Annotated in this window: 25 protein-coding genes; 2 read left to right on the top strand and 23 right to left on the bottom strand. The window is 40.6% G+C overall.

Annotation, left to right across the window (positions count from 1 at the left end; genetic code table 11):
* Positions 1–116: 116 nt before the first annotated feature.
* Positions 117–416, top strand: a complete 300-nt coding sequence (locus tag F6X55_RS01540) for a hypothetical protein (protein WP_026571305.1) — start codon at positions 117–119, stop codon at positions 414–416.
* Between the two features lie 80 nt (positions 417–496).
* Here the strand turns inward: F6X55_RS01540 and F6X55_RS01535 are convergent, their stop codons facing one another.
* The 3 genes from F6X55_RS01535 to F6X55_RS01525 all read right to left on the bottom strand — a co-directional run bounded on the left by F6X55_RS01535 (position 497) and on the right by F6X55_RS01525 (position 2,347).
* The gene (locus tag F6X55_RS01535) at positions 497–709 is read right to left on the bottom strand and encodes a hypothetical protein (RefSeq protein WP_026571304.1); all 213 of its coding nucleotides are present in this window, start codon (positions 707–709) and stop codon (positions 497–499) included.
* A gap of 83 nt (positions 710–792) precedes the next feature.
* Positions 793–1,074: an AbrB/MazE/SpoVT family DNA-binding domain-containing protein gene (locus tag F6X55_RS01530; protein ID WP_026571303.1), complete on the bottom strand. Its 282-nt coding sequence runs from the start codon at positions 1,072–1,074 to the stop codon at positions 793–795.
* A gap of 292 nt (positions 1,075–1,366) precedes the next feature.
* Positions 1,367–2,347, bottom strand: coding sequence for a formylglycine-generating enzyme family protein (locus F6X55_RS01525; RefSeq protein WP_026771824.1), 981 nt, complete (start codon positions 2,345–2,347; stop codon positions 1,367–1,369).
* Between the two features lie 349 nt (positions 2,348–2,696).
* Here F6X55_RS01525 and F6X55_RS20280 point away from each other — a divergent pair, with 349 nt between their 5' ends.
* Positions 2,697–2,825 (top strand): hypothetical protein, encoded by a 129-nt coding sequence (locus F6X55_RS20280; RefSeq protein ID WP_268744594.1) that lies wholly within the window; start codon positions 2,697–2,699, stop codon positions 2,823–2,825.
* Positions 2,826–2,971: 146 nt separating this feature from the next.
* On the opposite strand, the gene F6X55_RS01520 is transcribed toward F6X55_RS20280, so the two are convergent.
* The 20 genes from F6X55_RS01520 to F6X55_RS01425 form a co-directional block, all read right to left on the bottom strand.
* Entirely contained in the window at positions 2,972–3,679 is a 708-nt protein-coding gene (locus F6X55_RS01520; protein ID WP_237648575.1) for a copper homeostasis protein CutC, read from the bottom strand.
* 387 nt (positions 3,680–4,066) lie between these two features.
* On the bottom strand, positions 4,067–5,002 hold the full coding sequence (locus tag F6X55_RS01515) for a hexose kinase (protein ID WP_153461672.1): 936 nt from the start codon (positions 5,000–5,002) through the stop codon (positions 4,067–4,069).
* Positions 5,003–5,036: 34 nt separating this feature from the next.
* Positions 5,037–5,999 (bottom strand): tagatose-bisphosphate aldolase, encoded by a 963-nt coding sequence (gene lacD / locus F6X55_RS01510; RefSeq protein WP_153461670.1) that lies wholly within the window; start codon positions 5,997–5,999, stop codon positions 5,037–5,039.
* On the bottom strand, positions 5,962–7,164 hold the full coding sequence (gene nagA, locus F6X55_RS01505) for an N-acetylglucosamine-6-phosphate deacetylase (protein ID WP_153461669.1): 1,203 nt from the start codon (positions 7,162–7,164) through the stop codon (positions 5,962–5,964). Before nagA ends, lacD begins: the two co-directional genes overlap by 38 nt.
* A gap of 16 nt (positions 7,165–7,180) precedes the next feature.
* On the bottom strand, positions 7,181–8,362 hold the full coding sequence (locus F6X55_RS01500) for an SIS domain-containing protein (protein WP_026771828.1): 1,182 nt from the start codon (positions 8,360–8,362) through the stop codon (positions 7,181–7,183).
* A gap of 53 nt (positions 8,363–8,415) precedes the next feature.
* The gene (locus tag F6X55_RS01495; RefSeq protein ID WP_026571290.1) at positions 8,416–8,832 is read right to left on the bottom strand and encodes a PTS sugar transporter subunit IIA; all 417 of its coding nucleotides are present in this window, start codon (positions 8,830–8,832) and stop codon (positions 8,416–8,418) included.
* A 25-nt stretch (positions 8,833–8,857) separates the two neighbouring features.
* Positions 8,858–9,676: a PTS system mannose/fructose/sorbose family transporter subunit IID gene (locus F6X55_RS01490; RefSeq protein WP_026571289.1), complete on the bottom strand. Its 819-nt coding sequence runs from the start codon at positions 9,674–9,676 to the stop codon at positions 8,858–8,860.
* On the bottom strand, positions 9,666–10,445 hold the full coding sequence (gene agaW, locus F6X55_RS01485) for a PTS N-acetylgalactosamine transporter subunit IIC (protein WP_153461667.1): 780 nt from the start codon (positions 10,443–10,445) through the stop codon (positions 9,666–9,668). The genes F6X55_RS01490 and agaW overlap by 11 nt, the downstream gene beginning before the upstream one ends.
* A gap of 37 nt (positions 10,446–10,482) precedes the next feature.
* The gene (agaV, locus tag F6X55_RS01480) at positions 10,483–10,968 is read right to left on the bottom strand and encodes a PTS N-acetylgalactosamine transporter subunit IIB (protein WP_153461665.1); all 486 of its coding nucleotides are present in this window, start codon (positions 10,966–10,968) and stop codon (positions 10,483–10,485) included.
* 146 nt (positions 10,969–11,114) lie between these two features.
* Positions 11,115–11,831, bottom strand: coding sequence for a GntR family transcriptional regulator (locus tag F6X55_RS01475; RefSeq protein ID WP_026571286.1), 717 nt, complete (start codon positions 11,829–11,831; stop codon positions 11,115–11,117).
* Between the two features lie 147 nt (positions 11,832–11,978).
* Positions 11,979–12,329, bottom strand: a complete 351-nt coding sequence (locus tag F6X55_RS01470) for a PTS glucitol/sorbitol transporter subunit IIA (protein ID WP_153461664.1) — start codon at positions 12,327–12,329, stop codon at positions 11,979–11,981.
* A gap of 18 nt (positions 12,330–12,347) precedes the next feature.
* The gene (gene srlE, locus F6X55_RS01465; protein ID WP_153461662.1) at positions 12,348–13,358 is read right to left on the bottom strand and encodes a PTS glucitol/sorbitol transporter subunit IIB; all 1,011 of its coding nucleotides are present in this window, start codon (positions 13,356–13,358) and stop codon (positions 12,348–12,350) included.
* A 10-nt stretch (positions 13,359–13,368) separates the two neighbouring features.
* Positions 13,369–13,920, bottom strand: coding sequence for a PTS glucitol/sorbitol transporter subunit IIC (srlA, locus tag F6X55_RS01460; RefSeq protein WP_153461660.1), 552 nt, complete (start codon positions 13,918–13,920; stop codon positions 13,369–13,371).
* Entirely contained in the window at positions 13,904–14,374 is a 471-nt protein-coding gene (locus F6X55_RS01455; protein WP_153461658.1) for a transcriptional regulator GutM, read from the bottom strand. Before F6X55_RS01455 ends, srlA begins: the two co-directional genes overlap by 17 nt.
* Before the next feature lie 3 nt (positions 14,375–14,377).
* A complete protein-coding gene (locus F6X55_RS01450; RefSeq protein WP_153461656.1) occupies positions 14,378–16,261 on the bottom strand; it encodes a BglG family transcription antiterminator in 1,884 nt (627 codons plus the stop codon).
* A 22-nt stretch (positions 16,262–16,283) separates the two neighbouring features.
* Positions 16,284–17,078, bottom strand: coding sequence for an SDR family oxidoreductase (locus F6X55_RS01445; protein ID WP_153461654.1), 795 nt, complete (start codon positions 17,076–17,078; stop codon positions 16,284–16,286).
* Between the two features lie 774 nt (positions 17,079–17,852).
* On the bottom strand, positions 17,853–18,734 hold the full coding sequence (galU, locus tag F6X55_RS01440; RefSeq protein WP_153461730.1) for a UTP--glucose-1-phosphate uridylyltransferase GalU: 882 nt from the start codon (positions 18,732–18,734) through the stop codon (positions 17,853–17,855).
* 267 nt (positions 18,735–19,001) lie between these two features.
* Entirely contained in the window at positions 19,002–19,922 is a 921-nt protein-coding gene (locus tag F6X55_RS01435; protein ID WP_153461652.1) for an LCP family glycopolymer transferase, read from the bottom strand.
* A 138-nt stretch (positions 19,923–20,060) separates the two neighbouring features.
* Positions 20,061–21,176 carry a non-hydrolyzing UDP-N-acetylglucosamine 2-epimerase gene (wecB, locus tag F6X55_RS01430; protein ID WP_153461650.1) on the bottom strand — a complete coding sequence of 372 codons (1,116 nt, stop codon included), beginning with the start codon at positions 21,174–21,176 and terminating at the stop codon, positions 20,061–20,063.
* A 132-nt stretch (positions 21,177–21,308) separates the two neighbouring features.
* Positions 21,309–22,794 (bottom strand): SH3 domain-containing protein (locus F6X55_RS01425; protein ID WP_153461648.1); only part of this gene is annotated, 1,486 nt, incomplete at its 5' end.

Here is a 22,794-nt window from a genome sequence, read left to right as displayed (position 1 = left end):
TTCAAAATTTCGTTATCAAGATTTTAATGAGGATAAACAGCATCTGTTATGGAATATGAACCCTTTTTATCTCTTTTTACGTATTTTGATTAATACTATTCAGAGGAGGGATTTTCTTGAAAGCATTATTTTACTTGTTTATCTTTGTTTTCCTTGTTTTTATCGAACTTTTTCCAGTTAGAAAAATCGTCACAGGAGAAGATGTAGGTGAAAATTTAAAACAACTAAAAAAACACCAATGGTTCAGGGATTGTCTGAAAGACGAAAAATACAAGGAGCTGATTGTCCACAACCGGAACGTCCGTAAAACGATTGGGGGCTTTCATTCCTCCAAACTGGATTCAAAAACTTATCTCGTTAAATGTCAAAAGAAGTTGGAGAAAAGCCTCATCAAGGAATTGAATAATGCCGATTGAACAATCTTTATTTGTTACGGACGGCAAGGAACACAAAAAAGCAGTTGGCTCGTTTTAACGAGACCAACCACTTCCTCTTTTTACTCTTCCTCGGCATGCATCCACGTTTTCCCGTCGGTATTGTTTTGCGTGATTTCTTGTTCGGCGGTGAGTGGATGGTTTTTAGTCAGCTCTTCATTCTGTCCTGGATGCTGTTCGAATTCACTGTCAATGACATCATTCAGGACTGCTGAGCTGTCCGTTTCGGTTTTGACGTTGTCCATTTCTTTACGCAGTTGTTTGTCGTTTTTCATATAGGACCTCCATTAAATAACGAGTTGTCATTTATTCTTCCGGATTTCCTATGTAGTATGAATGTTACTTAAAAAAATGTATTTTAACCTTTAACAGGAAAATTGTCTTCAATTTGTTCTTGAAGGATTTCCATTCCCTTTGGGCTCAGTACAATTCCGCTTGGCAGTACAATATTGTCCTCGCTGATTTCCCCTGTTATCATACACTGCTTGCGCGGCTTGTATTTTTGCAGGATGATTTTTTCTTCATCGACAAAGATTTCCACCGGGTCCTTTTCTTCTATTTCTAAATTCCTGCGGACTTCCATCGGAATAACAATGCGGCCCAATTGATCCAATTTCCTTACTACACCGGTACTTCTCACTTCATTCTCTCCTTTATGAAAATAATAAATAAAAAAACTAAAAACCAGATAGTATCATTGTAACAAGTCAGAGCAGAATTCAACGAATACTTTGTTTTTGTGTAAGATTTTCACCATTATACGCCATCCTGTAAAACTTTTAACAGGTTGACAGGATGGCTAATGAAGCCGATAAATCACGCATGATAGTGAATCGGAAACCCTTTTTCTTTTAAAAGCAGGCCAGGTTACCGATCGAGCCGCTTTGCTTATGCATCCGTCACTGACTACACCGCAAAACATCAGTATCCTTTCAAGTATCCCGCACGCACCGGAACCCCATGTTCCCGGTCGAACTGTCAATGGTATTCGAACTGCGGGCTGCTACTCTATATCGGTTGCAATAAGAATGATGACAAAGGTAGGAACCGCCGCGCATCACCTTTGCTGTGCCTTTGGAAGGTCCGGTCGGATTCAGCAGCTGTTTCATATCTTTGCTTCGATCAAACCAATCGGCACACCATTCCCAAACATTTCCTGATACATTGTATAAGCCGAATCCATTGGCAGGAAAAGATTTGGCCGGCGCGGTTCCAACGTATCCATCATCCGCCGTGTTCTCTTTTGGAAAATCACCTTGCCAAATGTTGCAGTGGTGTTCTCCATTCGGCATCAGTTCATCTCCCCATGGGAATTTTTTCTGTTCCAAACCGCCCCTGGCAGCAAATTCCCACTCCGCTTCGGTCGGAAGCCGTTTCCCGGCCCATTGGCAAAACGCTTCCGCGTCGTTCCAGGAAACATGAATCACCGGGTGATCCATTCGGTCTTCAATCGAAGAATCCGGCCCTTCCGGCTGGTACCAATAAGCACCCTCCACAGCAAACCACCATGGTGTGGAAGGAAGCTGTTGAATGGTCATGGACGGTTTTTCGGGCAAAAATTTATAAAAAACGAACGACCAACCGAATTTCTCTGCTTCGGTCTGGTAACCTGTTTCCTTCACAAACGCATCAAATTCTTCGTTGGTGACAGTATAACTGTCCATGTAAAAAGGAGATACTTCCACTTTTCTTACTGGTCCTTCTCCATCGGTTTTAAAACCTTCCTCATCGTCTGTTCCCATCAAGTATTCACCGCCGGGAACATAGATCATTTTCTCCTGAAACCGCACGTGCCCTTCTGCATTTACAATTGATTTTGCGGTTTCATCTCCAGGTGGAATAAACTCGCGGACCTTAGATCTACTTCCGGCACAGCAAGAGCCTATATGGTGAGTAGATGTCTCTTTTGCCATCTTAGCACACCTCCTTTAGCTGGAAATTGCATCCTTAAAAACACACTCTTTTTCGCCTTATTCCTGTCAGATAAAGTTTCCTTCCTTTATTCTATCATTTATAGGAAGAAATGCGGGCAATACAAGTCGGTTCTACTCAGTAAAAGATTGGGCATTTACATATGCCGCTAGGTCACTGGTTTATTCTTTGTATATGATCGTTAGATTTCTCCACAATACCTATGATTTGCATTATAAGAGCGCTTGGCTCACTCCCTCAACTCCCTGACTGATAATCTATGATGTTTAAAAAAGCAAGAATAAGAGAATAATAGAAACAAACAACAAAACGATTTAGGAGGGAAATGACATGCAACAAAGAAATAATTTGAAGTTAGATCAATTCATAAAAGAGGATCGGTTTGAACTTGAATCGTATGTATCAACTCTCATTAAACAACATACCAAAAATGCTCCTTCTCGTTCTGAAGAAATGTAGGATTTAAATAGCAAGGAATAGCTACTTAATTAAGGAATAAGGATTCCCGAACATAAAAAAAGAGTGGACTATAAAAATACACAGAAAGGTTGGCTGCTCTCGACTGCCAACCTTTCTCTATAAAAAGCCTACTCACTTCACTCGATTCAGTCATCCTTCATCTTCGAAAACTTTTTAACTCTCGAAAATGCTTCCGGGTCAAAACCTTCAGCAAAATTCTTCTCTTTGCGCAACCCTTTTCCAAAATGATACTGGGTAGCAGAGACAACGGAATGAATCATCTCGATGTTGTCCGGCCCTAAACCGGACCCAGGCAGGATTTCGGGGCCGTTAGTTCTTACCGATAAGTTCACCAGCTTCTTCAAATGGTGCTTTCCAGCTTCACAATCAACTTCTCCACCAGAAGTCAAGATCCGTTTCACTTGTTGTTTATAATCGAGCAACGTATGATAAGCAGCTTCTTGAGCCATTACCTTATCAAAGGCCCGATGGAAAGTGATATCGACTTCGGATTCCAATTTGATTATTTCCGTCAGTGCCCTCTCGTCGATTGTGTTATCTTTATTCAACCCACCGAACACTATTCGATTGCTGCCTAAACTTAGCACACCCTTAATATCCTCTAAGATGATAGCTAAATCTGCATCATTATAATGAAAGTGGTAGCTGTGAGGGCGGATCATAACTTGCACTGGGATTTTTACCGACTGCAACACTTGTTTTATGGTGCCATAGCTAGGGGTCAAGCCGCCCACACTGATAGCGGAGACAAGCTCCAGACGGTCTGCACCTAAGTATTCTGCTTGTCTCGCTTCCTCTGCATTTTGGACAATTACTTCTGTGATCAGTTTCATTCACTCTCCTGTATAACTATCTCTATTTATGCTAGAACTCCACCCCGTTGAAAGACGAATTATCTACCATCAAATAAACACAAGGAAAGAATTCTGCCTAATCTATTCCCCTGTGTTATCGACTTTTACCACGAGAGTTAGATTTTGCATTACCTCTTCTTTGTTCATCTGGTTGCTTTTTGCTTGGATTGGTTGGAGCAAAGTTCTTTTTTCTGTGTTCTTCAGCCATGCTGCTTCCTCCTATTACCTGATTGTTTAGGTCTTATAAGTTGCTTGCAAAACGACAAGAATCGTCTTCGTTTTATCATGACCGACGTATGGGAAATTATTCGGACTTCCAAAGCGGCGTGATTTCCATCGAATATTATACTCATTTTCATAATGGTATCATTTCACCGAGGTAATCCGGATCCTCTCCATCAAATCACTTATGTCAGAAAGCTGAACACACCCAGTCTGCTCTTCCATGGCATTGGATACTCCCATCGCAAGGCTATACCTAATTGCTTCTTCATCCTTCATTCCTTTATGGAAAGCAGAAGCAAATCCGGCAAGGACAGCGTCACCTGACCCTACAGGATTGATTGCTTCCACCAGAGGAATCTCTGCTTTATAGAATTTCTCTTTGCATTTAATGATTGCTCCGTCCGCTCCCAGAGTCACAACAACCCACGGAATTTTGGAAAAGTACTCGGACTGAAGGTTTGCGAGTATATCCTCCTGGTTTTGAAAATCTTTATGAAACAATCCTGCGACTTCTTTCGCGTTAGGCTTGATTAAAAATGGTTTTGTCGTGTGCCTGATGGCTTTTTCCAGCAGGTCTTCTTTCGTATCCAGCAAGACCGGTATCCTGAACTTACGGGCAATGGTTATAAGCTGATTATAGAAATCACCCGGCAGACCAGCCGGAAGACTTCCTGAAAGAGTAACAACATCTATTTCTTTTAATTGAATGGCAAATTGATTTAAAAACTGGACAGCTTCTCCACTATTTATCATGGGGCCTTTTTCCAGAATCTCCGTCTGCATCCCTTCATGCAGTATGGAAATACAATTCCGTGTATCCTGTTTTATACGAACAAAATCATGCCTGATGTCCCGTACAGACAATTCTTCGGCGATGAACTCTCCTAAATGCCCGCCTAAAAACCCTGTCGCCTTTACCTCATTTTTCAATTGTTTCAATACTCTCGATACATTGAGTCCTTTTCCTCCGGCAGTTTTATTGATTTCAGAAACTCTATTGACATCATCCAAATTAAGTGTGCCGTTCAACTTGTAGCTGATGTCCACTGAAGGGTTCAGCGTTACCGTGAGAATCATCTCATCACCTCATTTTTCTCGAAACATAGATATTTTATGGCTGGCTTGAAGCGGCTGTTTCCGCTAGTACATTGTTTAGAGACGTGATATTTTCTGTCCCTTCTGTTTCCAACCATTCATTGGCAGCTGCTGACCCAGCTTCTTTATATTTAAAAGCAGATCCACTCCATGTTGCACGTCCACAAAGGACACCATGAAATGCTGCGCCTGATTGTTTTGCGAACTTCAGTGTTTCTTGAAAAAGCTCTGCACTTACACCACCGCTCAAAAATATATAAGGAAGATTCGTAGATTCACTTTGTTCTCTAAAATAGGAAGAGGCTTCCTCACGGGTATATACTGGTTCTTCTTCCGTGAACCCTTCTACAAAATTCATATTAACAGGAACCTCGACCTTCAGCACGTCAGCCCCGAACCGCTCACCAGAAAAGTGTTTCATAGATGACAGGACTTTTCGAGGCTTCATTTTAGCAAATTCCCGGCCTTTCATATCATCCATTCCTTCATCATACGTAATGATTTCTAAAAAAAACGGTATATCTTCCGCTTTACACTCGGATGCAATCCTTTCCACGAAGGCATTCTTCTTCTCATTCACTTCGATAGAACCATCGATATCATGATAAATGAGTATTTTTATTCCGTCCGCTCCTTTCTCGACAAGCCGTTTGACCGACCAGTCCGGAAGAAGACTGGGCATACGACCAACATCGCTTGTGTCATACCCCGTTTTTTCATAAGCTACAAGAAGACCGCACTGTTCATCTTTTTTGCCTGCCGCAGGCCAGCCATACTCAGGATCCAATAGTATAGCAGAAGCATAAGGAGTTAACCGCTCAGAAACGAGTGATTTGTACTTCTCGATTTCTTGTTTCGTTGTGTCTTCTCCCATCATCCGTTTCAAGGCACCACGTTGATCAATCGCCAAAGCGCTGAAATAGCCATTATCGTTCATCAACTTACTTAATCGCTCTGCTTTCACTGTACGGGTTTGCATCATTTTTTCTCCTTTCTTCTTCCTTAGTGTAGATGAGGTTTCCATCGACGGCAGTCGCTTGAACTTCCAAGTTTGAATCAATCACCACATAGTCTGCTTTTTTTCCAAATGAAATACTGCCGATTTCATTGTCCATCTCTAAACTCTTAGCAGGTGTCAAGGAAGCCAAGTGCCAAATATCTTGTAAATCAGCTTTTGTCCACTTCTGTAAATTTCTGATTCCGTCCAGCAGTTTAAGTGTACTGCCAGCAAGCGATCCTGTTTCCGTTCTTGCTACTCCGGCCTCCATGATTACAGGAAATTCTCCCAATTTGTAACTTCCGTCAGGCATGCCGCCTGCACGCATACAATCCGTAATCAACATCAATTGATCTGCTTTCAAACGATAGGTAAGAGCAGCCACTTCCGGATGGACGTGCAAGCCATCGGAAATCAACTCAACAAACGCATCTTCCGAATGGAAAGCAGCTCCTACTACACCCGGTTCTCTGTGATGGAGCCCCCTCATCCCATTAAACAAATGGACGAAATTATTCACACCATTCTCAAGGGCCTTTATACAACAATCAAACGTAGCATCCGAGTGGGCGATGCTTACTTGCACCCCAGTACCTTTTACCTTACGGATGAACGCAAGCGAGCCTTCCCGTTCCGGTGCCAAAGCAATTTTCACTATATTGCCACCAGATATCTCTTGCCACTGTTGAAACTCCTCGATATCCGGGTCCCGGAAATACTTCTTGTTTTGTGCTCCCTTATGTTGTTCAGTAAAATAAGGACCCTCTAAAAATATTCCTTGGGATTGAGCGCCGGGCAGCCCATCATCTTCCGCTCGTTTTATGGCCTCAAGCGTCTTTCTTAAATCTGTACCGGAAGACGTCAAGGTTGTCGGCAGAAACCGTGTCACACCTTGCGAAGCCAATGTGGTGGAAATTCCCTTTACAGCTTCCTCCTTACCATCCATGATGTCCTGACCGTTGATTCCATGAATATGTGTGTCAAACAGACCTGGAGCGACCATGTAGCCGCTCCAGTCTATGACTTTTTCTCCGGTCGGTACTTCAGTGGATATCGAAGAAAAACGCCCGTCTTCCACCACCAAATATCCTTTTTCTATTACTCCATGCTCAAGTAAATATTGATCTGCCTTTATAAAATACCGCATGTTTTCACTCCTGCTTTTATGCTTCCACATTATAATGGTGAATGGTGACACCCTGGACCACACGACTGATTTCGCCATTGGGGCTTGGATTGTCAGGTGTGATTCCCAATTGCATCGACTTTTTCATAGCTAGTGCTTGAGCAAAGATTATATAAGATAAAGCCGCTTGAAGATCGTTTTGTGGACTTTTTCCTCCTTCACTGATTGAAACAGTGAAATGGGCAAGTTCCTCCACATCCTTATCGGCATTTTGCGTCATTGCCACCACCATCGCTGCTGTTCCTTCTTCGTGAAGTTGTCGAAGCATGTCCAAATCATATTTTCTGGTATACTCGTTTTCTGAAAGGAATACGACCACCACAGTTTGTTCATTCAGAACAGACTTTGGACCATGGCGAAATCCAAGGGAAGAATCATGGAAAGCAATCACCTGGCCGCCAGTCAACTCCAGCATTTTCAAGGAAGCCTCTTCGGCAAGCATCCCTAAAAGACCAGAGCCGAGATAAACGATTCGATTAAAATCGATACCTAAAACCGTATCAATGTGATCACCAACACGCTTTATCAGTCTGTCTCCATTTGCTATAACTTGATCAGCAATCGTCCCTTTAGCCTCTTCCGGGAGAAAAAGTTCATAACCTGCCAAAAGCATAGAGGTGAAACTGCTGGTCATTGCTAAGGACTTATCATTGGATTTTTCTGGCATTAGCACGGTTATGCTTTTATCATCTCCTTTTGTATTTGCAGCTAACTGACCGTCTTTGTTGCAGGTGATGACAACTTGGTAAAAGTCTTTGATGCACTTCTCGCCCAGTGCTACAGCTGCTACACTTTCCGGACTGTTTCCTGATCGGGCAAAAGACACCATGACGGTCGGACGATCCGCTTTCAAATATTCACGTGGGTTGGAGACAATATCTGTAGTTGGGATGGCATCAAAAAAAACATTTTGTTTGCACCATTTATTCAATTCCGGAGCGAGGGTATCCCCGACAAAAGCTGATGTACCTGCTCCTGTCAAAATGACATGCACTTGTTCATGCTTTTCAGAAATTCCTTCCAAAAATTCTTTGAATCCGGATTTCGACTTTTCCATAGTCGACAATAACTCCTGCCATACTTCTGGTTGATGATGAATTTCTGTGGCTGTATGGAAAGCCCCTCTCTCCTTAATTTCTTCTATCGATAAATTGAACAAATCAAGCCCTCCTCATTTGGTCATGTTGTCATAACCAGTTGTGATGTAATTCATTAAATTCCTGTAGAACTGGATGCTTCTTTGTTTCTCTTTTTCTCGAATTTCTTGACGTTACCAGCCCCTTCACTTAAAACAAAAGAAACAAATTCATCTAGTGATTTTTCGCGTTGAAAAACGCCGCTTAACACCATTGGGACATTGGTTCCTCCGACGACTCTTACATTATCCTTTTCGTTGGCTATCAAGCTGCTGACATTGAATGGTGTTCCGCCAGCGAGGTCTGCAAAACAGATGACTCCATCCCCTTGTTCGACAGAGGCGATCGCTTCACGAAGCTGACTCTCCAGCGCACCTTTGTCTTCTTTAAATGACACCGCTTTTACATTTTCTTGTATCCCTGCAATTAGTTGAACGGAATCCAGCAAACCTTCCGGAAAAGTGCCATGACCCGTCAATACCATTCCAATCATTCTGAGCCCTCCTCAATGAAAGTGATTACATAATATTAAAGAACGAACCAATCAGCCCAACGACCACTGTCAATCCGATTAATGTGATAGGGGAACGTCCTTTTTTCAAAAGCCAGTAAACCAACAATGTATAAATTAATGGAAGCAAACCAGGCATGATCTGATCCAAAATATCTGTCTGCACGTTCATTTCAGATTCACCCTGTTTCCAAATGTAGTCTATTTCAAAACCCACATAGGTAGCAATCAATCCTCCTACAACTGTTAAACCTACAATGGAAGCAGAGCGTGAAATATACCCCATCATTTCTTTTAACTTGGATATGGCCTTTACACCCATTTTGTATCCGTAGTTCATTAAACCGAAGCGTACGCCGAAATGGATAATATTAAAGGCAATCAAAAATACAATCGGACCCGCTATATTCCCTTCCACAGCTAAAGAAGCACCTATACTGGCCGTAATCGGAAGAAGCGTCAGATAGAATAAAGCGTCTCCGATACCGCCTAACGGTCCCATTGTCGCTACCTTGATTCCCCTTATAGCTTCACGGTCTTCTTTCTTTTGTTCCATGGCCAGGATGATACCCATCACAAATGTCACTAAAAATGGGTGTGTATTGAAGAATTCCATGTTGTCCTTCATCGATTTACTTAAATCTTTTTTATTCTTATGGATTAGTTTCAATCCGGGAATTAAGGCGTAAAGCCAGCCAGCAGCCTGCATACGTTCATAGTTGAAAGATGCTTGCAGCAACAAGGATCTCCAGGCAAGTTTTTGGATTTGCTTCTGACTTAACTCCTCTGCCGGATGTGAGTCTTCATACACGTAGTTAGATGCCATCCGTTATCTCCTCCTCATTAGCTTGATTTCCACCTGCTGGGCCATTTTTATTTTTATTTTGATAAAAATCATATAACGCAATTGCCAACCCGATTAATGCGATAGCGAGTATCGGTAACTCCAAATAGGCCGCAAGAATGAACCCTACAATGAAAAACATGATGTATTCAACTTTCATCATAATCCGCAGAAGCATGGCGAAACCGATAGCCGGCATGATCCCCCCTGCGACGGCCAATCCATCTATAATCCATTGTGGTACAGCTTCCACATATTCAGCAGCTGTCTGTGCGCCAAAGTATATTGGCAAGAATGCAATGAAAGCGTTAAAGAAAAAGGTGATGGTAAGACCCAGATAGTTGAGATTGTCTATCCCTTTCGTATTTGCATCTAAGGCGAATTGATCTGCTTTATGCATCAGCGGAGCGAATAATGTAAATAAAAGTGTAACAAGCCCTTGCATTGCCACCGCAAACGGGATGGCGATACCAACAGCAACATCCGGATCCTGTCCGGTAATGACACCAAATGCGGTTCCTATTACACCACCAATAACAACGTTAGGAGGTTGAGCACCGGCAAGCGGAACCATTCCCATCCATATCAACTCTAACGTTCCCCCTACAATCAGCCCGGTGGTGAGGTCCCCCAGTATCAAACCGACAACTACTCCTGAAACAACCGGCCTATGAATATGCGTCAAGCCGTTGTATAAATCTATTCCCAGGATACCTGCCCATAAGGCAATAAGTATCGCTTCTACTAACATAGTGACGCCCCCTTTTTCGTATTGGTCAGCGAATAAATCATTTTTCTAACAGTTCCAATATATTTCTGCCTTTTTCATTCGGCACTCCTCTTAAATCGAGTTTCACCCCAAGTTCATCCAGTTTCTTGAAGGCTTCGATGTCATCCTGGTCCACGGAAACCGTCGAGGAAATTTGCTTTTTGCCTTCTTCATAATCCATGTTTCCTATATTTAAATATTCGATAGGGACCCCATTCTCTTTCAATTTAAGTGCATCCTTCACGTCTCGGACGACCAAAAATATTTTCTGTTTTGGCGAAGCCTTGTGGATAATATCGATCGTTTTCTGCAAGGTGAAAAACCTGGTTTGGATTACATCCGGCAGCACCATATCCATCAGGTTTTGCTGTACTTCGTCTTCAGCCACTTTATCATTGGCAACAACTACTAAGTTGGCTCCAAGGTGATTTACCCAGGTGACCCCTACCTGACCATGTATCAATCTGTTATCAATTCTCGTCAATAAAATGTTGGGTTTTGTCATTTTCTCCATCCCCTTTATAATAGTAGTTGAACTCAAAACCAAGTACATCGCTTCATTCCATCACAAACATGAATCCCCCCTTTTACTAGAAAATTAATGGTTATGTTGTCATAACCAGTTTATTAAAAAAGGTAGTATTACCTTTCTTAAGTCAGTTCCACTTTATATTCGAATTTGTCACCCCTGGCCACGGTAATGGTATATTCAATTAATTGTTTATCTGAATATGCATATCTTTTTATCAACATAGCCGTTTGTTTGCTCGAAATTCGTAAATGCTTCGCTTCCTCTTCTCGAACCAATGTAGGTGAAAAGCTTTCAACTGCCTTATTTACAGGAATATTGTAATCGTTATAAAATACTTCATACATTGGTTGTTTATCCAGTGTTTCCTGTGTCAGTCCCGGAAACTTGGCTACCGGAATGTAGGACGTTTCATACATGAGAGGTTCTTCATCAGCAAGTCTTAAACGCACAACTTTATAGACTTCTTCTTTTGGGTGGATCCCCATCTTGCTGCCAATCGCTTCTTCCGCTTCTACGGCTTCAAATGAAAGCACTTTGCTGGTAGGAATCTTCCCTATTTTCCTCATCTCATCTGTAAAACTATATAATTTCACCAAGTTTTGACTGTAGGATTTCGGTGCCACAAATGTTCCCTTGCCGTGCAATTTATATATATATCCTTCCCGTTCCAATTCCTGCATTGCTTGTCTGACTGTAATGCGGCTCATTCCATACATGTCACACAGTTCCCGTTCGGAAGGCAGCTTTTCTTGTTCTCTATACTCTTGTGCATTAATTTTCTCGATGATTTTATCCATCAATTGAAGATATAAAGGAATTCTTTTATTATTAATCACATGCTGTCACCTAACTCTTTTATTCATTCTGAACTGGTCATTACCAGTTAGGCTTATGATAACCTTTTTTCAGAATTTTGTAAAGAGGACATCATTATTTATTGATAGAAAAAGCCCTCCTCAAATATCCGAGGAGGACTTCTGTCTCTATTCAATCGTTATCGTAGAACCAACCTCCACCGCCACCAATTCTGCATCTTCCAAATATAACGTACCTGATTGCTCTGCTTCCGTACTCCCATTAAAGCGTAACGTTATATGTCCTAAATCATGCAGGTTTTTGTTGACGGCAGAACCAACTTTCGTGATTTCATATGTCGTTCCGTCAATAGTCAGCTTTGAATCTTCCGTTATTTCTTTTTCTACTGTATTGACATCGATGATATAGCAAAAGTCCGCAAGTTCAGCTGGTGCATTTTCTCCAAACAGAACCATCATTTTTTCTGCTTCAAAAGCTTTTGCATCTTTCCCGATTTTTTTTATTTCTGTTCGATACATGAATCATACGCTCCTTGTTTATTTATATAATCCGAAGCTTGCCAGCCAAGCGACAAATACTCGCGGCACACCATTCAAGAATCTGGAATAAAGGACAGATGGCACCCCTACTTCGATTGTTTTCGTTTCTGCTTCTGCCAGACCTAATCCAACAGGAATGAAGTCTGCGGCGTTTTGCGTATTGATCGCAAATAGGGCCGGGAGTGCAAGGTTTGGAGGAATGTTCCCTTTGCCGATTTCCACTCCGATCAGCGTACCGAGTACTTGTCCGATAACTCCACCCGGCCCTAGTAATGGACTTAAAAAGGGCAAGGAACAAATAAAGCCGATGGCCATCAGTCCCCAAATATTTCCGGCAAGCGGAGACATCACATTTGCGAACAAGTCGCCGATGCCAGAGCCTTGAATGATGCCGATCAATAATGCCACAAATCCCATAAACGGAATGACGGTATGCAGCATCGTTTCCACAGCATCGCGGGAAGCCTGGTAGAAGGTGTTGATAACCTTGCCCGCAGCCAGGCCGATTTTGGTAAGCAGGCTTTTGTTTTCTTGTTCCGCGCGTGTTTCCATGATTTTCTTGTCTTTTGAATAGGTCGCTTGTTGTTCTGGCTGTTTCTCCTCTGCTTGCGTCTCTTTTACAGACGTACTTTCACTTTCTGTACCGGCCGCCGACACTTGATCAACGTCTACGTTGGATACGTAAATGTCTTCGGTTATATATTGGCGCAAAGGTCCGCTTTTACCGGTAGCCATGATATTGATCGTAGGGATGCCTTTTTGCGGATAAATGCCACAACGTAACGTTCCGCCACAATCAATGACTGCTGCCATGATTTCCTCTTCCGGTACAGATGTTTCAAAACCATTCACAGGTGTTGCCCCGGTGATATCACATATTTTATCTACAATGGCAGGCTTATGACCGCCAGTGACATACATCAGTTTGTCCCGTTTACCATCGACACCGATTGTCAACGGGCCACCGAAACCACCCGAACCTTTAACGATTTTCGCTTTTTCAGCCATGCTGTCCACCTCAACCTTCTACTTTTACTTCTTTGCTCAATTTCACGTTTTGTTGTTTCTCTATATAACTCGTTGTGAAGTCCGTAACCCAACCACCGATGAAGTTCATCACCAAACCGACCAATAAGTAACGGACAGCCAAATCTGTCATCGGCAGCCCCAGCTCCTGGATACCTTGTGCAATGCCCAAGTAGATAAATAATTCCGCCGGGTTAATATGTGGAAAAATCCCGTTACTTGTATGGGCGAACTGTGCCGCGGAAGCAAAGTAACTCGGTTTATATTTCTCTGGCATGAATCTGCCCAAAGAGTGGACCATAGGATTCGCCAGCATGAAGGACCCCAGGAATGGTAACACCAAATACCTTAAAAACGGATTTTTGGCTGATTTCTGTGCGATGAGGTTGATTTTCTCCTCGCCTATCAATTGAATGATGGTATTCATCGCAATCAACAACATCAGTACAAGCGGTACAATCGTTGTCATCCAATCGATAAACGTATCGGCACCTGTTTGGAATAAGTTGATAAATCCTTCTGCAAATTTAACGATGTAGTCCATGCTTTAGACCCCTTTCTTTTTTAAACATTCCGTTTACTTTCCGTACAGCTTTCATCATCGGTGAAGGAATTTGGGCAATTTCTCCGCCATTTTGAATGACATGGAAAGTGTTTTGCGCATCTAAAACCGCTTTTCTCAGCAGTTTGTTGTAATCCTCCAAATCACTGGCATTAACTTTTTGCAGTTTCTTTCCTTCCAAACCCTTAAGCGGTTTGAATTTAGAGAACACGGTGACACCTTGCATGTATCGCGCATCTTCAATCTCGTTTTTATTGTTTAGCTGAAGTAACACCAGCGTTCCAGATTTAACGATAGCCGGACGTCTTCCAATGGCGACTCGGCCCTTTTCCCGCAGTTGGGTATAGTTTTTGGTAAAATTTTTGATCTGGAGCAGACCTAGTAAATACTGAACGACAAAGCCTATCGCAGCAAAGATAATCAGCATGATAAACATAGGCTATTCCCTCATTTCCTGATTTAATAATCGTGACAAATCCGTAAAGGTTGTCTTAGCATTGATTTTGTTCAAAATATAGTGATTTGTCGTAATCGCCAATACTTCCTCATAAATCCGGATAAGCATTGCCTCATTCACGTTTTCCTCGGAAGATGCGATAAGTACGACCAATCTGACATTTTCATGATCATCAAGCGGTTCATCTAAAACACCGACCTTGATAAAAATCCCGTCTTGCTTATGGCTTGCGTGCGGAAAGCCTAATTGACCGTTGATCGTAGATTTTTTGTTTTCCCTTTCAATCAAACTCTTTTTAAAACCTGCGTCTACTTTCCCTTCATTGTAAAGCTCATCAGCCAGTCGACAAATGATATCTTGATATGTTTGCCGGCCCTGAAAGTGGTAAAAATCGGAATGATCGAGGAAATCCACCAAAACACTGCGGTTGAACAATTTTTTATTACTTACATCCTTATAAATCAAGAACTGTTCTATTTTCAATTTAAGCAGCTGCTGATCAAAGACATCCTCGATGTATATGACTTTGTTGAACATTCTGTTTGTTTTGATCGATGAGATGACTAAATCAAATGGATGAATGCTTTCTTCGGTAAACTCGGATTCATCAATGACCTCCACGTTGATTTGGGTGCCGAACACTTTGCGCAAGTTCATGGTCAACAACTTGGTCGTGCTCAATCCTTGATTCGTCAAAATCGCAATGTCATGTAATTCATTCATCTTTTGCTCGAGTTGTTCCAAATACACACTGAAATATATCGTTAAAAAGCCCAGTTCCTTCTCCGGCATTCCCAAGCCGGTCACGCGTGTAATGCTTTCTCCCAGCAAGGTAGACAATTCATAGGCAAAAGGAAATCGCTGCTGCATGTCATATGCCATTTCATTATTCAACTTGATACGGAAGATCAATCGATTGATTAAATGCTTAATGTGTAAACGAATATCCTTCGTGAATAGCTCCTCGTCGATTTTAAGCCCGTAAAACCGTTCTACATCGCGAATCGTTTGATCAATGATCTTTTGAATAAGGCTTTCATCTTGTTGCGTCAATAATTCATCCAATAGCGAAGCCCTGCGTCCCATCAATTGCACAACGATTAAGATAATCTCTTTTCCTGCATTGGCCTCTGGGAAAACTTTTTCTATATACTCTTTTATAAAATCCAATGCCATGTACTCTTCCGAATGAAAAATATGTGCATCTAAATCGACTGTGCCACTTATTAAACAAAGCTGCTCCATTCGCTGCAAGGTCACTTTGAGCGCCAAAATCAACCGTTCCAGTGACTGTTCATCCAGTTTCCAATCTTGTTGCAATTGATCCAATCCTGTGACCAAACTCGGCGGCACTTCATATTCGATAAACTCGGACGGGAATTGTTCAATCGCCAATTTGCGTATCTCGAACTCAGAGCCTTCCAATATCAAGCCTACATTTGGCGTACCTGTGATCTGTACGTGTGATGTCTCGATATCCTCTTTCAACTCCCGCAGAATTTTACTGACCAGTGTCTTGCTCAAAAACAACCTATCCGCCATGTCATCAAGGGTCGTTTGCTTGTGAATAGATAATTGATAAAAAAGTTCGTCTTTCCTTTGCTGATTCACTCTGTCATGTTCCTGGCATTCATCTTTTAACAAATCCAGTTTGTCGAAAAATACCTGTTGTTCCTTGATTGCCAGGGATAATTTTTGATGCTGTTTGGTGATGACCGCGGCATCTTGAAAGTCACTGTTGATTTGTCTTATATAATTCACGATTGTTTTTTCTGTAAGATTTAATTGATAGGACAACTTTTCTACTTCAATCTCTTCATGCATGAGAGACTCTATCATCTTTAGGTGTTTTTCATTAAGTTGCATGACCTCTCCCCTATCTATGGAATCAGCCTCTAGACTTACCACCCGAAATGTTAACTGTGGTTCCTGTTATATAACTTGCTTTATCAGAACTTAAATAACAAACCAGGTCAGCAATCTCCGTCAATTTGCCCACCCTGCCCAATGGAATCGATTTAGAATAATCGCCATTTAATCGATCGACAGTCGTATTTCTACTGTAAGCAAGAGCTTCCTCATATTGTGGTGTACGCAATCCAGTTTCTTCAAGAATCCCCGGAGCTATGGCTACAACGTTTACATTATGCTTACCAAGTTCTTTTGCCCAACTTCTTGTAAAACCAATCAAAGCAGCTTTGGTCGCCGAATAGATACTTTGACCTTCCGAGCCTTCTTGTCCAGCTTCACTCGAAACATTAACAATAATACCAGACTTTTGAGAAATGAAGTGTTTGGCTACTGCTTGACTGAGCCAAACAGGCCCCTTTAAATTCACATTGAACATGACATCTAAATCTTTTTCCTCCATTTCATATTCAGGCTTTTCGCCTTTGATATCTACAAGCAATCTCGGAAGATTAATGCCTGCATTGTTGACCAGCACATCGATTTTGCTTTCTTTTTCCACTACCGTGTCTACCGTTTGTTTTACAGCTGCAGCGTCTGCGACATCCAGTTCCATAAAACGATAATGATCGTGATCCAATGGCTGATCTTTTAAATCCAAGTTATAGACAATCGAACCATTGTCCAACAAGGCTGTCACAATCGCTCTGCCAATTCCTGAACTTCCGCCTGTCACAATGGCAACTTTTTCTTCCAGTCCTAACCAACTTCCCATCACTAATGCCTCCTAAATTTCTTGTTGCGTTCATTGTACAAATAAGCGTTTTCAAAATTAATTCTTACTTTTGTGGCGATTTTGGAAAAAGGGGGGGATAATTAAATTCACGTTCTGTAATTTGGGGAAGGGGTTAACTAACTGACATATGCCGAAAGTGAAAGACGGTATTAAAATGGGCAACAGCACACCGGGCAAAAATATACCAAACATCGCCTTAAATTTCGACAAGCTTCATAAATAAATGATCATAATGAGGAGGAGTTTTAGCGTTATTTTTATGAATTTGAGAGAGACATAAAAAAAGAGAAGATTGAGTTATAGTATGTCTCATACGGATACCATACATTTGTAGATATCGGCTTTAAGAAGATCTTAAGTGAAAGAGAAAGAAACCATGTAAAAAAACGAAAAAAAGTGTTAAATTTACATCTAGCCAATGGAGAGGGGATTATAGCATCAAAATAACAGCCTGGTTGCTTCACCTTCCAGATTCTTTTCCAACGATGGCGAAATTTTTCTAACGAAAAACAAAGCTGCCAATGGCAGCTTTATATATTTTTTACTTTGAATTGGATTACACGTCCTTGACATACTTTATTAAACTGAAATTCAGAGAAAATTTTACAATAGTAGAATAAAAACTGGGTGCTTAAGGGGACTTTTACTAATGTCTCACAAATTAAAACCCTTATCTTAAGGAGAGAGTTTTGCACTACAACTGCTCACCTTCCATTCAGACAACCGCCTTTTGATACAATATCTTTTATTCATCTATTCTATTTTTCTCTCCTTATCAATTGTTCTTATTAGAAAATTAAGAAAATCTTTTCGTAAATCTTCTCGTTGAAGAGCAAATTCAACAGTAGCTTGTAAAAAACCTTGCTTATCTCCAACATCGTATCTCCTACCCTCAAAGGTGTACGCATACATTTTTTCTTTCTGGGCTAAGTCCTTAAGAGCATCTGTGAGCTGTATCTCCCCCCCTTTACCTGGCGCTGTTTGTTCCAATATCTCAAATATAGCTGGGGTGATGACGTACCTTCCAAGAATGGCAATATTAGAAGGAGCCTCTTCAACAGATGGCTTTTCTACTAATCCACTTACTTTATATATTTTATCTTCTATTTCATTGCCATAGACAACGCCATATTTCCCTACATCTTCATTAGCTATTCCTTGTACTCCTAGTATAGTAGTCTTATATTGTCCATAAACTTCCAACATTTGCAGAAGGCAAGGTTTTTCATTTTCAACGATATCATCACCTAACATCACCGCAAATGGTTCATTACCTATAAAACTTTTAGCACAGTAAATTGCATGACCTAATCCTTTAGGCTCCTTCTGGCGTATAAAATGGATATTTACCAAATCAGATATTTTTCTTACTTGCTTTAATAACTCCTGTTTACCTTTTGCCTCTAGTTCAAGTTCTAGTTCTACAGATTTGTCAAAATGATCCTCAATGCTTTTTTTATTCCTTCCAGTAATTACGAGGATCTCCTCGATTCCAGAATTCACCGCTTCTTCAATGATATACTGAAGCGTTGGCTTGTCAACTATCGGTAGCATTTCTTTTGGTTGTGCTTTCGTTGCCGGTAAAAATCTGGTGCCTAGTCCAGCTGCCGGTATAATTGCTTTACGTACATGCACCTTTAATTCTCTCTCCTTTAAAATCATTAGATTAACTGTTGGATTAATATATTTGCAGTGAGTAAATCTAAATAACTTGTCTACTAATTCCCTGAAATTTTTCACTTTTCGGATAAAACTCTTACTCGATCACTTACTCATTGTTATATCCTCTACCTCATAATTAGCACATCTGAAGATAACCAACTACAACGTACTCTGACAACTCCTCGCCCAAGTAAAGAAAAACTGCACTAAAAGTGCAGTTTTTCAAGAATCGAGTAGACACTAGTTTGTACTAATCATCTTTTTAACCTTAGCAACTTCAGCATCATCGATTACATAATAGTAAATGCCATCTATTTTCTTACCTGTGCCTTGCATTTGATAAGTACTAACGTTCTTCCTTGTATCCCGATAATTTAGCAAGAGATTTTGCATATCTTCAAAGTCCATATTACTTGCCATGTTATTTCCCAATACTTGAACTATATCATCTATTTTATTGACAGAACCTACGGAAGCTCCTTTGTCAATTATTCCTTGAATCACTTTACGCTGCCGTTCATTACGGCCGAAATCTCCATTAGGGTCCTGTTTGCGCATCCTTACATAATCCAATGTTTCCTCTTCACTTAACTGAATTTCCCCAAGTGGATAGTGATGCTCCTTTCGGGTGAATTCAATCTCGTTATCTACAGTAATACCACCGACAGCACCAACCAATTCGGTCAATCCTTCCATATTCAAGCGAACATAGTAGTCCAACTCGATTCCAAGAAAATTCTCTACTGTATTAACCGACATATCTACGCCTCCAAAAGCATATGCATGGTTAATCTTATCCTGAGTCCCTTTTCCTACTATTTCTGTCCTTGTATCTCTTGGAATACTAACTAGTTCCATACTATCATTCTTTGGATCAAGTGACAGCACCATCATAGCATCCGAGCGGCCAACGTCATTCTCTCTTTCATCCACACCAAGGAGTAATACGTTCAGTGGTTCCTGATCCTTCACTTTCTTCTTACCAACCGTAGTATCAATAGAATCAACAGGCTGAGTGATTTTATTTGCAACGGTTTGTTTAGTATTATGGTAGATAGAATAAACGAAAGCGCCGGACCCTACGACAACTAGTAGGACAACAGCCAATAAAACCTTGACCCATAGCCTTCTAGACTTTTTTTTATACTGAGAACGTTTCATTATCAACATCTTCCTTTTTCTCAAATACTCTCAAAAAATATTTTACTTGCAATAAGAAGTTTTTCAGTGCTGTTAACAGTATATCAGAAGTTGTTCAAAATCCAACATAAAATAATTTATTTTTACAAAAAACTACATTTAGTTTTGAAAATAATTTGTTATGGCATCCGCAATTCGTCTTGAAGCTTGTCCATCGCCATAAGGATTGGATGAACGAGCCATTTTTTTATGGGCTTCCGGATCAGATAACAGTTCATTAGCCAGGTTAAAAATGTTTTCCTCATCTGTTCCTGCTAACTTCAAGGTACCGGCATCAATCCCTTCCGGTCGTTCAGTTGTGTCACGTAGAACTAGAACAGGAACTCCAAGCGATGGTGCTTCTTCCTGCACACCACCAGAATCAGTCAAAATCAAATGAGCACGTGAAGCGAAATTATGAAAATCTACTACACTTAAAGGCTCTATCAACTGAATTCTTTTATCGTTTCCTAATATCTCATTAGCTGTTTTTTGAATCACCGGATTTAAATGCACAGGATATACGACATGAATATCCTCATGCGTTTCCACTAATCGTTTAATTGCACGGAACATCTGCTGCATATTTTCTCCCAAGTTTTCTCTCCGGTGAGCTGTCATTAAAACTAATCGTTTACCATTTAAGGAATCTAAAACTTCACTTTGATAAGATTCATCCACGGTAGTTTTTAATGCATCAATTGCTGTATTCCCTGTAACAAAAATTCGTTCTTCTGGTTTATTTTCATGTAGCAGGTTTTGTTTGGACTTTTCGGTAGGTGAAAAGTGCAAATCTGCCATAATACCTGTTAGTTGTCGATTCATTTCTTCAGGATATGGTGAATATTTATCCCAAGTTCGTAAACCCGCTTCCACATGACCTACTGCAATTTGGTTATAAAATGCAGCTAAAGAGGCAGCAAAGGTTGTCGTCGTGTCTCCGTGTACCAATACAATGTCCGGCTTTGCTTCCTTCATAACATTATCCAAGCCTTCCAACGCTCTATTTGTAATCTCTGTAAGTGATTGCTTCTTCTTCATTATATCTAAGTCAAAATCTGGTGAGATATCGAATATTTCCAGTACTTGATCCAACATTTCTCGATGCTGAGCAGTCACTGTTACAATTGATTCAAATTCTTGTGGACGTTTTCTTAGCTCTAAAATTAATGGAGCCATTTTTATTGCTTCTGGTCTCGTTCCGAATATTGTCATCACTTTAATAAGCTTGTCCAATTCAGTCACTCCTGTTAAAAGTTAATTGTCTCATTAACTATTTTCTCTAATCATAAGTCGAATTATATCATATTATGCGCATGAAATAAAAAACACATAAAAATAGCCTGCAAAAAGTTTGCAGGCTATTTTTTAATTATATACTGGTATGTCCAAATATAAAGTTGTTAATCCAATCTCTTGATATAAATTGTACATGGAACCTACTTGTTTATAAGCCCAGCCAATATCTGATGCATATTGGTGGGTGGCATATCCATACCTTTCCATAGCATCCGGATTCCAACGCATTTTATATAAGGTATTTTGACCAACCTTTATATAACTATTCCCAATAAACTGGGCTCCTCCTATGATGGCCTCCTCAGGACTGAACCAGCCTTCTTTGTAAGCACGAAATGCACCTCCTTCATATGCATTTCCGTCAACAGCTCCAATACCATACATATTATACGTTGTTCTAATATCTCGTAAACTACTGCGATTACTAGAATTAACTAACACCAAATTACCAGATTTGTCTTTACCTACTTCAACCCCAGTAGCTAGAGGTGCACCTCCATTTCCTGTTTCTAGAGATGCATGGGATACTAGATAGACATCGTTTACTCCATGAGTCTTACTTGCTTCTATAAAATATTGCCCCTTTCCAGACAATATTCCTTTTCCTGACAAGTAACTATTTAGTTCTGATGCTGTTGCCCCACTAGCTTTTCCTAAATCTAAGAATTGAAATTTTTGACGGCTGTTTTCCAAAAAGTTGTTTGGGTCTAGATAGTACTGAACATCCTCTTCACTGGCTGTCACCCATTGAGCGTTCCCATTAAACTTAATCTGATACCAACCATCATATTCACCTAGAATACTTACTTTATCCCCGTTATATAACATTCCTATTTCTTTATAATTTGTTCCTGGTCCGCCACGTACATTCAGAGCACTGGCCGTAACTTCATTCTTACTATTGATATATGATTTTGATACATACCCGTAGTTCTGATCAGTCTGCGGGTTTACCTTCATTTGCAGCTCAATGGCTTTTTCAAGAGTAAGATCATATATTGTTTTGCTAATTCCAAAAATATCAACTTCCTCTTTTTTTACATAGCCCACACGTTCTGCGAGGATTACCCTCCACCAATTTCCATAGTCTGTTGCAATAGGAAAAATAGTTTCCGCTTCTAATTTTGCAAACGCAACTAAATTTCCTGACATATTGTCATAGACAGTTACTTTGCCTTTTGTCACTAAATTACTATCTGAATTAGAATACTCATAATTCAGATTAGGAACTTCTTTTTTAGTCGCATAACCTGTGTCTGACTTTCGAACATAACCATAATTATTACCGAATTGAATTTGCCACCAATTGTCTCCATAGTCTTTTACAATCGGATATGTTTGACCTTTTGTTAACTCACCGATTTTTTTCAAAGTAGAGCCTCGATTATCATACACAGGTAAATTATCCGTGAATACTCGGAAATAATCATCACCATTTTTAAACTCTGCTTTAACACTATCTTTGTGTACATAACCCACTTGATCAGAATAAAGGACTCGCCACCAGTTCCCGTAATCTGTCGCAATCGGAAACTTTTCCCCTTTTTCAATTTTT

This window comes from Sediminibacillus terrae (genome assembly GCF_009602435.1).
GTDB classification, from domain to species: domain Bacteria; phylum Bacillota; class Bacilli; order Bacillales; family Amphibacillaceae; genus Sediminibacillus; species Sediminibacillus terrae.
This window is presented reverse-complemented; position numbering and strand designations above follow the sequence as displayed.

Coding starts and splice junctions, on each gene's coding strand:
- F6X55_RS01535 (WP_026571304.1), bottom strand. CDS start 709: ATGAAAAACGACAAACAACTGCGTAAAGAAATGGACAACGTCAAAACC.
- lacD (WP_153461670.1), bottom strand. CDS start 5,999: ATGCAAACCCGTACAGTGAAAGCAGAGCGATTAAGTAAGTTGATGAAC.
- F6X55_RS01515 (WP_153461672.1), bottom strand. CDS start 5,002: ATGATTCTCACGGTAACGCTGAACCCTTCAGTGGACATCAGCTACAAG.
- srlE (WP_153461662.1), bottom strand. CDS start 13,358: ATGGCTGAAAAAGCGAAAATCGTTAAAGGTTCGGGTGGTTTCGGTGGC.
- F6X55_RS01495 (WP_026571290.1), bottom strand. CDS start 8,832: ATGATTGGAATGGTATTGACGGGTCATGGCACTTTTCCGGAAGGTTTG.
- nagA (WP_153461669.1), bottom strand. CDS start 7,164: ATGCGGTATTTTATAAAGGCAGATCAATATTTACTTGAGCATGGAGTA.
- F6X55_RS01520 (WP_237648575.1), bottom strand. CDS start 3,679: ATGAAACTGATCACAGAAGTAATTGTCCAAAATGCAGAGGAAGCGAGA.
- F6X55_RS01450 (WP_153461656.1), bottom strand. CDS start 16,261: ATGCAACTTAATGAAAAACACCTAAAGATGATAGAGTCTCTCATGCAT.
- F6X55_RS01470 (WP_153461664.1), bottom strand. CDS start 12,329: ATGTATCGAACAGAAATAAAAAAAATCGGGAAAGATGCAAAAGCTTTT.
- F6X55_RS01455 (WP_153461658.1), bottom strand. CDS start 14,374: ATGTTTATCATGCTGATTATCTTTGCTGCGATAGGCTTTGTCGTTCAG.
- F6X55_RS01490 (WP_026571289.1), bottom strand. CDS start 9,676: ATGGCATCTAACTACGTGTATGAAGACTCACATCCGGCAGAGGAGTTA.
- agaW (WP_153461667.1), bottom strand. CDS start 10,445: ATGTTAGTAGAAGCGATACTTATTGCCTTATGGGCAGGTATCCTGGGA.
- F6X55_RS20280 (WP_268744594.1), top strand. CDS start 2,697: ATGCAACAAAGAAATAATTTGAAGTTAGATCAATTCATAAAAGAGGAT.
- F6X55_RS01525 (WP_026771824.1), bottom strand. CDS start 2,347: ATGGCAAAAGAGACATCTACTCACCATATAGGCTCTTGCTGTGCCGGA.
- F6X55_RS01445 (WP_153461654.1), bottom strand. CDS start 17,078: ATGGGAAGTTGGTTAGGACTGGAAGAAAAAGTTGCCATTGTGACAGGC.
- srlA (WP_153461660.1), bottom strand. CDS start 13,920: ATGGACTACATCGTTAAATTTGCAGAAGGATTTATCAACTTATTCCAA.
- F6X55_RS01435 (WP_153461652.1), bottom strand. CDS start 19,922: ATGAAACGTTCTCAGTATAAAAAAAAGTCTAGAAGGCTATGGGTCAAG.
- agaV (WP_153461665.1), bottom strand. CDS start 10,968: ATGACAAAACCCAACATTTTATTGACGAGAATTGATAACAGATTGATA.